Origin of the sequence: Symbiopectobacterium sp., assembly GCF_051710365.1 — a bacterium.
Classification (GTDB): domain Bacteria; phylum Pseudomonadota; class Gammaproteobacteria; order Enterobacterales; family Enterobacteriaceae; genus Symbiopectobacterium.
Window position 1 is genome coordinate 1 of sequence record NZ_JBPETA010000135.1, and the last position, 9,301, is coordinate 9,301.

6 protein-coding genes and 2 pseudogenes are annotated in these 9,301 nt (G+C 51.9%); 4 read left to right on the forward strand and 4 right to left on the reverse strand.

The window, feature by feature from the left end:
* Positions 1–373 precede the first annotated feature (373 nt).
* On the reverse strand, positions 374–940 hold the full coding sequence (locus tag ACTBDZ_RS12375; protein ID WP_196906906.1) for a lipoprotein: 567 nt from the start codon (positions 938–940) through the stop codon (positions 374–376).
* 184 nt (positions 941–1,124) lie between these two features.
* A pseudogene (mdtH, locus tag ACTBDZ_RS12380) lies at positions 1,125–2,331 on the reverse strand (multidrug efflux MFS transporter MdtH).
* 352 nt (positions 2,332–2,683) lie between these two features.
* Between mdtH and rimJ the strand changes: the two are divergent.
* The 4 genes from rimJ to murJ all read left to right on the forward strand — a co-directional run bounded on the left by rimJ (position 2,684) and on the right by murJ (position 6,569).
* Positions 2,684–3,268: a ribosomal protein S5-alanine N-acetyltransferase gene (gene rimJ / locus ACTBDZ_RS12385; protein WP_438815532.1), complete on the forward strand. Its 585-nt coding sequence runs from the start codon at positions 2,684–2,686 to the stop codon at positions 3,266–3,268.
* 11 nt (positions 3,269–3,279) lie between these two features.
* Positions 3,280–3,939 carry a DUF480 domain-containing protein gene (locus ACTBDZ_RS12390; RefSeq protein WP_438815533.1) on the forward strand — a complete coding sequence of 220 codons (660 nt, stop codon included), beginning with the start codon at positions 3,280–3,282 and terminating at the stop codon, positions 3,937–3,939.
* Between the two features lie 44 nt (positions 3,940–3,983).
* Positions 3,984–4,919: a Gfo/Idh/MocA family protein gene (locus ACTBDZ_RS12395; RefSeq protein WP_438815534.1), complete on the forward strand. Its 936-nt coding sequence runs from the start codon at positions 3,984–3,986 to the stop codon at positions 4,917–4,919.
* 114 nt (positions 4,920–5,033) lie between these two features.
* Positions 5,034–6,569 carry a murein biosynthesis integral membrane protein MurJ gene (gene murJ / locus ACTBDZ_RS12400; protein ID WP_438815535.1) on the forward strand — a complete coding sequence of 512 codons (1,536 nt, stop codon included), beginning with the start codon at positions 5,034–5,036 and terminating at the stop codon, positions 6,567–6,569.
* Between the two features lie 74 nt (positions 6,570–6,643).
* On the opposite strand, the gene argS is transcribed toward murJ, so the two are convergent.
* Both argS and ACTBDZ_RS12410 read right to left on the reverse strand, forming a co-directional pair.
* Positions 6,644–8,374, reverse strand: coding sequence for an arginine--tRNA ligase (gene argS, locus ACTBDZ_RS12405; protein ID WP_438815536.1), 1,731 nt, complete (start codon positions 8,372–8,374; stop codon positions 6,644–6,646).
* Between the two features lie 717 nt (positions 8,375–9,091).
* Positions 9,092–9,184: pseudogene (locus ACTBDZ_RS12410) on the reverse strand (hypothetical protein); the annotation flags it as partial.
* Positions 9,185–9,301: the final 117 nt, after the last annotated feature.

The window sequence follows — 9,301 nt, forward strand, 5'->3', positions numbered from 1 at the left end:
GGTTGGTAACAAGGGCTCAATGATTGCCCATGCTTCATCAGAAAGATCGTAGCGAGCCATAATCCAAAGTGTCGTAGAAACAGATGGATACTATAGCTCAAGCAATTAAGGGACACAGCCTAGTACACGTAAATCGTGTCATCAGGGCGGGGAAACCCGCCCTGATATACACGCCATACTTCAAGTTGCAGGTGCGTTGGCTGCATTCGTTATTCGGCCCATCCCTGGGCCTCACCTCTTACGAGGCCGCCGCACGCGGCGTTCAAATCTGCTCCCGGCAGATTTGTCACCCGAATCACTTACTTGTGTAAGCTCATCGGGATTCACTCACTTGCCGCCTTCCTGCAACTCGAATTATTTAGGGTATAAAAGTTCAATCGGTCAACTGAATGGCAATTTGACCCGGTTTTACCTCAATACCTTTTGCCAGTTTTTTGGCTAAGGCTTCCGTTTTGCTATTTTCATCACTGAGCACATAGGCTGGTTTCTGATCAAAATAGTTCTTTAATGCCTGATTTAAATAGGGCGTCAGCGTTTTGAACACGGTATCCATCTTCTCTGGTGTCACTTGATAATCCACCAGTTCCATCTCTTTGAGGTAAATGGCGCTGTTAGTTTTATCAAACACCGGTTGTGCTTTCAGAGTAAGCACGGCATCCGCTGACTGGGCACCCAGCAACGAACTGATGTCCACCTTGGCATGGCCTGACAGGGTAACTTTGCCCGGTTCGGCACGTCCGATCTGGCTGCTGAGATCGTTCAACACGATGGTGGCATCGACTACGCCTGGAATGCCGATCTGTTTTTTAAAATCATTGTGTTTTTGCAGATAACGGTTTACATCTTGCTCGCTAAGAGAATATTGCGTGAGCCGATCGCAGCCACTAACAAGTAACGTCAGCGCCACTGCGGCAATGGCGGCTATTCCTGATTTTTTCATTGATGTTCCTCTGCACGTGCTGTGTTTCTGAAGTATGGCTGTTTAACGATAGAAAGGGTGCCTTGAGCTTAGCAGAAAATCTGCGGGGCTAATGGGCGAAGATATACACTGCCTTATTAGCCCCAGGTTAGCTATCAGATAGCGCTGAAAGCACAGAAATTGCCAGTCAGCGCCAGCGATAACCTTAATGCTCTCCCAGCATGGCCGGTGCTATCTTACGCAGATTGAACTGCCAATACAGGGTTGCCAGCGTGAGTAAACCGATAATGCCTAACATAAACCACGGCAGTTCTGGCATATGAAGCCGATGCCCGGTATCAAACAACCACCCGCCGCCGCTATAGCCCAGCGCGCCGCCCAGCGCCAGCCCCAGACGGCTGAATCCCATGTAACTGCCGCGCGCACGCGCATCCGCCAGTGACGCGCTTAACGTTTCACGGGCGGGTTCAGCGATAATTAATCCCATGTAAAACAGGCTGATAAGCATCAGCAGCGTCGGCAGCGTGGTTGTCATGCCGATGGGAAACAGGCTGAGCGTCATGATAAACAGTCCTGCCATGAGACGCTGTTCCAGACGGAAGCGTTTTTCACTCCAGCGCGCAATCGGATAGAGCAAGCTGAGCGGTAGCGTGGCTTCAATCGCATACATCCATTTCACCGCCGAGGGCGTGCCCGCAATCTCATTGACCATGATCGGGAGCATTAACAGAACCTGCACGCCGAGCATGTAGTAGCCGGTGAGCGTCAGCACATAAATCAGAAAGCGTCGATCGCGAATGACGCGAAGCAGACCTTCTGAAATCGGCGCACGCACGGTCGAGATGCGATAGGCGGGCAACAGCCAGGCGTTCAATGCCGCCGCCAGTACGAACAGGGCTGCACCGCCCCAGCACACGACGGTAAAGTCATATTGCAGCAGCCAACTGCCAATCAGCGCACCGATAACCGCCCCAGCACTGTCTTGCATCATCAGTAATGAGTAGAAGCGGCCACGCTCCTGCGGACGAACCAGCTTTACCACCAGTGCGGTGCGCGGAGGATCGAACAGCGTGCCGCCCAGGCCAGAGAGCGCGCAGGAGAGCCAGAGCAGCCAGGGTTCGGTGGCGATAGCCATAAACACAAAACCGGCGGCGCGCAACAACATGCCGGTGATGATCATCGGTTTGGCTCCAAACCTGTCGGCAATGGCACCGCCAAAAACACCTAATCCCTGTTGAATAAACTGACGTAATCCGAGTGCGATGCCCACCAGTAAGGCCGCCCAACCCAGATCGTCAACAAAGCGTATGGAAATTAGCGGGAATACTACAAAAAAAACCCAGAACCACCAGCATATTGTCTAATAAAAGGAAATATTTGCCGAGACTCCGAGCTTGTGACATCAGAGGCATGTTTCACCACAAGAGAAAAAAAGAAAGAGTTACAACACGTCTATTTTGTACCCTAATCAAATGGCAAGATAGTCTTTACAGAACAATATTTTTTTATCGTTCCGAGCGTCTGCGATGGCAACGTGAATGACTTTTTTTTAACCAAAATGCGGAGATATCGGCGTAATTGCGTAATAAGTCACCGCAGGAAGTTTTACGCCAGAGAATTGATGCGGTTATAGTAGCGAGTATCGACGTTTTTCGTGGTCAGGCGTGTGGTTCCCCGTTCGAGGGCTGGTTTTCCAGTTAAACCTGTACTGCAAATTATCGCGATAAATTTTTCTTATCGAACAACGAAAAAAACGAGGCAGAGATGTTTGGCTATCGTTCAACCCCGGCACGGGTATACATGACAACGGACAGGCTGCTCGTGCGTTTAGCCCACGAGCGTGATGCCTGGCGTCTGGCGGAATACTATGCGGAGAATCGTGATTTTTTAAAACCCTGGGAGCCGGTGCGCGATGCCAGCCATTGTTATCCTTCAGGCTGGCAAGCGCGGCTTAGTGTGATCAACGACATGCATAAGCAAGGGGCTGCTTATTACTTCTTGCTGCTCGATCCGAATGAAAATGAGGTGCGTGGGGTTGCCAATTTCAGTAACGTCCTGCGTGGCTCCTTTCACGCGTGCTATCTGGGCTATTCGCTCGGCGAGAAATGGCAGGGGCAGGGCATGATGTATGAAGCCTTACAGCCTGCGCTGCGCTATATGCAGCGCCAGCAGCACATGCACCGAATTATGGCCAACTACATGCCGCACAATCAGCGCAGTGGTAATCTGCTGATGCGATTGGGCTTTGAACGTGAGGGCTATGCTAAAAAATACTTGTTGATCGACGGCACCTGGCAGGATCACGTTCTGACTGCCTTTACGAATGAACAGTGGACGCCTCAGCGATAGGAGCCCAGAGAATGAAATATCAGTTTGATGCCAAAGCGTTACGCGTGGTGGGCTGTTTGTTGGAAAAACAGCTCACCACGCCAGAACAGTCCCCCATGTCGCTAAATGGCGTGGTAACGGCCTGCAATCAGAAAACCAACCGCGAGCCGGTGTTGGAGCTCAGCGATAGCGAGGTTCAACAAACGCTCGATGTGCTGGTTAAAAAGCACGTCGTCAGAACCTTCAGCGGCTTTGGTAATCGCATAATGAAGTATGAGCACCGGTTCTGCAACTCTGAATTCGGCGATCTGAAGTTTTCCTCCGCAGAAGTGGCGCTGGTCACGACGCTGTTGCTGCGCGGGGCGCAAACGCCGGAAGAATTACGCACTCGAGCGGCGCGCTTGCATGAATTTGCGGATGTCAATGAAGTTGAACAGACGCTGACACAGTTGCAAACGCGGGAAGATGGCCCCTTTGTGGTGCGTTTGGCGCGTGAGCCGGGTAAGCGGGAGCACCGGTTTATGCACCTGTTTGGCGATGATGAACCCGTTGCATCCGCCACTGACAGCGCTGAAGATCCCATGGAGGCTGACACGACGGATCTCGCGCAGCGTGTGCTGGTGCTGGTGCTGGAGCAAGACGTGGCTGAATTGAAACAGCAATTGGCGCACTTGCTGTCGCAACAATCCTGAGTATTGCCCGAGGGAATAGCTCCCTGACTGAAGGTGACACCACAATGAATACAGCGAAAACTGACACAGGGCGGATCCGTATCGGTATGGTTGGGCTTGGTTCGATTGCGCAAAAGGCCTATCTGCCGGTGCTGAGCCAGGAAACACACTGGACGTTTGCCGGCGTTTTTTCTCCGGATCAGCAAAAAATGCGCACGCTCTGCCAGCAATATCGCCTGTCAGGTTATTCGTCACTGCAAGCGCTGGCGAGTGAGTGCGACGCTGTGATGGTACACAGCAGCACGGCCAGCCACTACGACGTCATCAGCACGTTACTGCACCTTGGTGTGCACGTGTATGTCGATAAACCGCTGGCAGAAACGCTGCCGCAGGCTGAGGCGCTGCTAGCGTTAGCCGATCGGCAGGGAAAAACCGTGATGGTTGGATTTAATCGCCGTTTCGCTCCCGGTTATCAATCGCTGAAATCTACGCTACTGCATCCGGATTCTGTTCGGGTGGAAAAACACCGCGCGGATAACGTGGGTCCGCAACCGGCGCGTTTTACCCTGTTAGATGACTATCTGCACGTGGTTGACACGGCACTGTGGCTGGTGGGTGAGGGGGCTGCGTTACATGGTGGTGTCATCCGCAATAATGCGGCGGGGCAGCTTGTTTTTGCTGAACATCTGTTTGCTTCCTCAACCTGCCAGGTTGTCACCAGCATGCATCGCTGCGCGGGCAGTCAGCGCGAGTCGGTCCAGATGATCGGGCAGGGAGCCATTCACAACGTCGATAATCTCAGTGACTGCTGGCTGGAAAGCGGTGGCATTATCACGCGATCCCCTGCACCGTCCTGGCAAAGTATTTTGGAACAGCGCGGTTTTGTGGGAGTCGTTCACCATTTCGTCAACTCACTTGAGAAAGGTGTTCAACCCCAAACATCAGGCGAGCAGGCGATTCTGGCGCAGCGAGTGGTCGAGTCGCTGCTCACATCATGCTGAATCCTGTGGTGATCTCTCATCAAGGGTGGCTATTCCGCCCCTGATGCGTAGACTGTCGCCACGCCTGGCGGGCTGCGTTCCGCTGTAACTCTCGACACAACAGAATCGAATCGGATGAACTTATTAAAATCATTGTGCGCGGTCAGTTCAATGACCATGTTATCGCGCGTTTTGGGCTTTATCCGCGATGCCATTGTCGCACGGGTATTTGGCGCTGGGGTGGCGACAGACGCCTTTTTCGTCGCGTTTAAACTGCCGAATCTACTACGTCGCGTTTTTGCCGAGGGGGCTTTCTCGCAGGCATTTGTTCCAATACTGGCTGAATACAAAAGCCAGCAAGGGGATGAAGCAACGCGAACCTTTCTTGCCTATGTGTCAGGCATGTTGACGCTGGTGCTGGCGCTGGTGACCGTGGCCGGGATGATCGCCGCGCCCTGGGTTATCATGGTGACGGCTCCCGGGTTTGCCGCCACGCCCGATCGGTTTGCGCTGACCTCGGCGCTATTGCGCATCACCTTCCCGTATATTTTGCTGATATCGCTGACCTCGATGGTGGGCTCGGTTTTAAACACCTGGAATCGCTTCTCCGTCCCGGCGTTTGCACCGACATTTCTCAATATCAGCATGATTGGTTTTGCCCTGTTCGCCACACCTTATTTTGATCCGCCAGTGTTAGCGCTGGCTTGGGCGGTGTTGCTGGGCGGGGTGCTGCAATTGGTTTACCAACTGCCGCATCTTAAAAAGATCGGGATGTTGGTATTGCCGCGCTTTAAATGGCGTCACCCCGGTGTCGGGCGAGTGATGAAGCTGATGGCCCCAGCGATTCTTGGCGTATCAGTGAGCCAAATCTCGTTGATCATTAATACTATATTTGCCTCTTTTCTCAGTGAAGGGGCGGTCTCTTGGATGTACTACGCTGACCGACTGATGGAGTTTCCGTCCGGTGTGCTGGGTGTCGCTTTAGGCACGATTTTGCTGCCATCGCTAGCCAAAAGTGTTGCCAGTGGCGATCAGGATGCCTATTCACACCTGATGGATTGGGGGCTGCGTCTCTGCTTTCTGTTGGCGTTGCCGAGTGCGGTGGCGTTGGGCATTTTGTCGAAGCCGTTGATTGTTGCGCTGTTCCAGTATGGCAAGTTTAGCGCGCTGGATGCATTGATGACTCAGCGGGCGTTGATTGCCTACGCCATCGGGTTGATGGGGCTGATTGTGGTGAAAGTGTTGGTTCCGGGGTTCTATTCTCGACAGGATATCAAAACGCCGGTGAAAATTGCATTGGTGACGTTGGTGCTGACGCAGGTCATGAACCTGATCTTTATCGGGCCGTTGCAGCATGCCGGGCTGGCACTTTCCATTGGATTGGCCTCGTGCCTGAATGCCGGGTTGCTCTATTGGCAGTTGCGCAAACAGCAGCTTTTCCAGCCACGTCCGGGGTGGGGAACTTTTCTGGTCAAACTGGTTATCGCGGTGCTTGCCATGTCGGCGGTATTGATCGCGTTGTTAGTGTGGATGCCCGCCTGGGACATTGGCGGCATGACAGTGCGTATTTCGCGCCTGATGTTGGTGGTGGTGGCCGGGGCGGGTACCTACTTTGTGATGCTTGCGCTGCTTGGCTTCCGTCCGCGCGATTTTGCGCGTCGAGGTATGTGATAGGGCCCGATATGTGATAGAACCAAAGAAAAACGGTGGCTCAGGCCACCGTTTTTATGACATGACGCCGCTGATTACATTTTATCGACGGTTTCAATGCCCAGGGTGCTTAACCCTTGTTTCAGCGTTTCTGCGGTTAACAGGGCCAGTTTCAGGCGGCTTTGACGCACAGCATCACTGTCAGCATTCAGAATCGGGCAATGCTCGTAGAAACTGGAGAACAGACTGGCAAGATCGTACAAGTAGGCACACATCACGTGCGGTGTACCTTCGCGCGCCACGGTAGTGATGGTTTCTTCAAACTGCATCAGGCGGGTTGCCAGCGCCGTTTCTTTCCCATCATTCAGTACCACAGGCTGCGTCAGTGCGGCTTTATCCAGATTGGCGCGTTTGAAAATCGAGGCAACGCGGGTGTAGGCATACTGCATATAGGGAGCCGTATTGCCTTCAAACGCGAGCATGTTATCCCAGTCAAACACGTAGTCAGTGGTACGGCTTTTTGACAGATCGGCATATTTTACTGCCCCGATGGAGACAACGCGCGCCAGTTCACGTAACTCGTCTTGTTGCATATCCGGGTTTTTACCCGCGATCAGCGTCAATGCGCGCTCATAGGCTTCGTCTAACAGGTCTGCCAGTTTGATGGTCCCGCCCGCGCGGGTTTTAAACGGTTTGCCATCTTTGCCCAGCATCATGCCGAACATATGGTGTTCCAACGATACTGATTCCGGCACATAGCCTGCTTTACGCACGATAGTCCACGCTTGCATCAAATGCTGGTGCTGGCGGGAATCGATATAGTAGAGAACGCGATTGGCGCCCAGCGTCTCATAACGGTACTTGGCGCAGGCAATGTCGGTGGTGGTATAGAGATAGCCGCCATCTTTCTTTTGAACGATGACACCCATCGGTTCGCCTTCCTTGTTTTTAAACTCATCAAGGAAAACCACCGTTGCCCCTTCACTTTCAACGGCCAGGCCTTTTGCTTTCAGATCGGCAACAATCTCCGGCAGCATCGCGTTGTAGAGGCTTTCGCCCATTACGTCTTTTTTGGTCAGGATGACATTTAGACGATCGTAGGTGAGCTGGTTTTGTGTCATGGTGACGTCAACCAGTTTGCTCCACATTTCGCGGAAATAAACGTCGCCGCCCTGTAACTTCACCACGTAGTGGCGGGCGCGCTCAGCGAAGGCGGCATCTTCATCGTAACGCAGTTTGGCTTCGCGATAGAAGGCTTCCAGATCGGGCAATACCAGTTCGCCGGAGGTGTCTTTCTGCACATCTTCCAGATGGGCAATCAACATACCGAACTGTGTCCCCCAATCACCCACGTGGTTAGCGCGGATAACCTTATGTCCGAGAAACTCAAGTGTGCGTACCGCAGCATCACCAATAATGGTGGATCGCAGGTGGCCGACGTGCATTTCTTTGGCGACGTTAGGCGCAGAATAGTCAACCACGATGGTTTGCGGCGTGATCGGAGTGATACCCAACTTAGGTGTGTTCAAAGCCCGTTCGGTTTGTTGTGCTAACCACTGCGCATCCAGAAACAGATTGATAAACCCCGGACCGGCGATCTCTGTTTTGGCGGCAATACCGTCCAACGCCAGATGCTGAACTACCGTCTCTGCCAGTTGTCGCGGAGCAAGCCCAAGTTTTTTCGCCGCTGCCATGACACCATTGGCTTGGTAATCACCAAACTGAGCCTTGGCAGACTGGCGCACCTGCGGGTCTGTGCCGTTGGGCGCACCTGCTGCAACCAATGCCTGGCTGACTTTTTCCGAAAGAAGAGCCTGAATATTCACCTGGATACCTTTAATAAAAATTTAGCCCCCGCTTATACCATATTTGGGCTTAGACGTCAGCAGGACGAGCCTTCCCCGCGAGAATTTTCCTGAGAAAATGCAAGGGGGATAGAGCACGAAGAGGGGGGTAACACGTCGAAAAAGGGGACAAAGAAGAAGAAAAAAACACCTGCGCTAGCGAAAAGTAGTTAACGCTTTCTTCCCCGATGATTGGTTCCGATACGTTGACTTTCCCTTGTTTTAAAATGTTTAAAAATTGCATATGCCGCAATGGCAATAAGCAGAACCGATAAAATGGCTAAAATCATAATTATTTCTCTGTATACTATTGCGATACGATAACAAATTACCTGTTTTTGTTAGGTGTTACAATGTAGGTCAAGAGGTTTAAGATTAATCTTTTCTTTTAAGAATATTCCTTAAATCCCTATAATTTACGTATGAATTAGACGTAATAAGTTATTGTGGATCATTTGTTGCGCTGTGTTTATAAATTCCGCTGCCGCTCGATATCCTTATCAAATACGGTGATGTGATTAACAATGAAGGGATATAGCATAAAGTGATTTTTATCACGTTATGTTTCAGAATGTTACAGCATCTGTTGCATGAGCTCGTAGGCTTTTTGTGCTGTGGTCGACGATCCAGAGCGCGCTACACCTGGCTTGTGTCGGAATGGTATGCAAAAAACGCGCTAAATAGCTGTTCCTAATACCGCTACACTTTTGCCTGTCCATGTTTTCCACTGGGAAACGGGCTGACGGTTTCCATGAAGCGGCGAACCTTGTTCAGTAACTGCCACAGGCTTTGTTGAATAAATCAGAAATTGTAACGACTGTGCCCCATCGGGGGGCTTTGTTGAATAAATCAGAACTTGTAACGACTGTGCCCCATCGGGTCGATTGTTACGTGATGCGAATACTGTTC